At 34.4% G+C, this 2,062-nt stretch carries 3 protein-coding genes; 2 read left to right on the forward strand and 1 reads right to left on the reverse strand.

All coding sequences use genetic code 11. The annotated features are described in order from the left end of the window. Window positions 1-222: glycoside hydrolase N-terminal domain-containing protein (locus tag AC1DDX_RS26835; RefSeq protein WP_477622973.1), on the reverse strand; the 222-nt coding region annotated here is incomplete at its 3' end. Between the two features lie 332 nt (window positions 223-554). On the opposite strand from AC1DDX_RS26835, the gene AC1DDX_RS26840 reads away from it, so the two are divergent. Together AC1DDX_RS26840 and AC1DDX_RS26845 are read left to right on the forward strand one after the other, a co-directional pair. Continuing rightward, entirely contained in the window at window positions 555-1,307 is a 753-nt protein-coding gene (locus tag AC1DDX_RS26840; protein ID WP_477622974.1) for a DUF1835 domain-containing protein, read from the forward strand. 90 nt (window positions 1,308-1,397) lie between these two features. Next, window positions 1,398-2,062: enoyl-CoA hydratase/isomerase family protein (locus tag AC1DDX_RS26845; protein ID WP_477622975.1), on the forward strand; the 665-nt coding region annotated here is incomplete at its 3' end.

The following is a 2,062-nucleotide window of genomic DNA, read 5'->3' on the forward strand; positions in this document are numbered from 1 at the left end:
ACTCCATACTGTAGATTCGTTTAAACTGATCTTTTCGTGGGCAGTATTTCCATAGATCATGGCGGCTAGTCTTCCATTTCCTATTGGAAGAGCAGCTTCCCAAACAGATCCTGCCGGAGATTTATACCATAATTTCAAATCTTTCTCTTGCGAGAACGCAGATATGGTTATGCCCATAAGTAAAGCATAAGCCACAATAATTGTTTTTAGGTTGGTGAACATTGGTTGTTTAATATTTGGTTTGTGTGTAATCTTTTTTACTAATTAATGCATTAGCATTAAAAAAAAATTAATATATGATTAATTCCATTATGGTTTACATTATTGGTTTAGTTTTCATGTTCAAACACATAATTATTACAATCTATACCGTTCCTTATTCCTAAATCCCAATCACTTGGATTGCTTTTCATACTATGAATCTTGTTTAACTACCTCAATCGCATTGGAGAACAATTTACTTTGACTAATGGTGATGTAGGAGAAAATATGGCAGCCATTTTTTATATCTTTATATCTGCAATGTAAATAAGCCTCAAAAGAATCTTACAGTCATGGTGTACAATATTTTAAACGGCGACTCCCTTGCTYATAGTTTTCCAGAAGCAAAAATTGAAGGGGATGTTATTGTTGTTAGAGAAGGTCTTATTGACGGAGAATTATCAGGAGACAACCTACATGACTTTTGGCAATCAAGAGCCAAATACATGAGAATAACTGAAACCGAATACAATAATTCTGTTGTAAAAGAATTTGAAAAAATAATAAATGCACCCGATCATTCAGAGTTTAATCTTTGGTTTGAGTATGACTTGTTTTGTCAAGTAAATATGTGGTTTGTTATTTCAATTATCAATAGTTTGTCAATAAAGAAAAAAGTTTTTGCTGTTTACACTTCTTATTTAGACAAAACCAGTAAACAATTTTGGAATGGCTTTGGATCAGCAAATTCAGATGAACTTAAAGTTTGTTATGCGAATAGACTTCCTTTAAGTGAAGCCGACATAAATTTAGGACAACAATTATGGAAAGCTTACAAAAACGGCAATCTTGAAGAGTTGACAAATCTTTCAAAACATCAATCTTTAGTTTTTCCGTATTTACAAGAAGTAGTGAAGGCGCATGTTGACCGCTTTCCAAAAGATGGCACAACAGGAAGACCTGAAAAAGTTATTGAAGACATCACGAAAAATATTTCTACTGATTTTCATAAAGTGTTCAAAGAATTTTGGAATAGAGAAAGCGTTTATGGTTTTGGTGACGTTCAATTAAAAAGTCTCTATGACAAAGTAATGCACTACCGCTAATATTTGTATGCCACAGACGTAGCCCCCTTAAAGGAACAAAAAACACCAATAATTACTTATTTATTAGGATTTAGTAGATATTTACAGATTATGACAGAACCCCTCGTTTTATATTCAGTAAGTGAGCGTATAGCAACTATTGCTATAAATCGTCTTGAGAAGCGTAATGCATTAAATCCCGATCTTGTTCAGCAGTTAACGGATTCGTTCATCAGCGCATCAGAGGATGATGGCGTAAAAGTGATTGTTTTAAAAGCTAACGGTGCTGTTTTTAGTGCAGGTGCTGATCTGGCTTATTTGCAGCAATTGCAGTTAAATACTTATGAAGAAAACCTTGCCGATTCTGAGAACCTAAAGCGACTGTTTACCACCATTTATTATTTACCTAAGGTTGTCATAGCTCAGGTAGAAGGGCATGCAATTGCCGGAGGCTGTGGACTTGCAACTGTTTGCGACATTACATTTTCTGTTCCTGAGGCCAATTTTGGCTATACTGAAGTAAAACTGGGATTTGTTCCGGCTATAGTATCCTGCTTTTTATTACGCAAAACAAGTGAAACTATTGCTAAAAAAATACTACTGACAGGAAGCCTTTTTTCTGCACAAGAGGCACTTGAGCATGGATTAATAACGTTTGTAACAAACAAAGAAGAGATTAGTCAAAAAGTGAAAGATTTTGCATTAAATTTGTGTAATGAAGCTTCAGCAAATTCGTTAATGGTAACTAAGCAGCTAATCGGGCAGACTACAAATCC

The sequence above is a fragment of the Pedobacter sp. 10L46_2 genome (assembly GCF_056395165.1).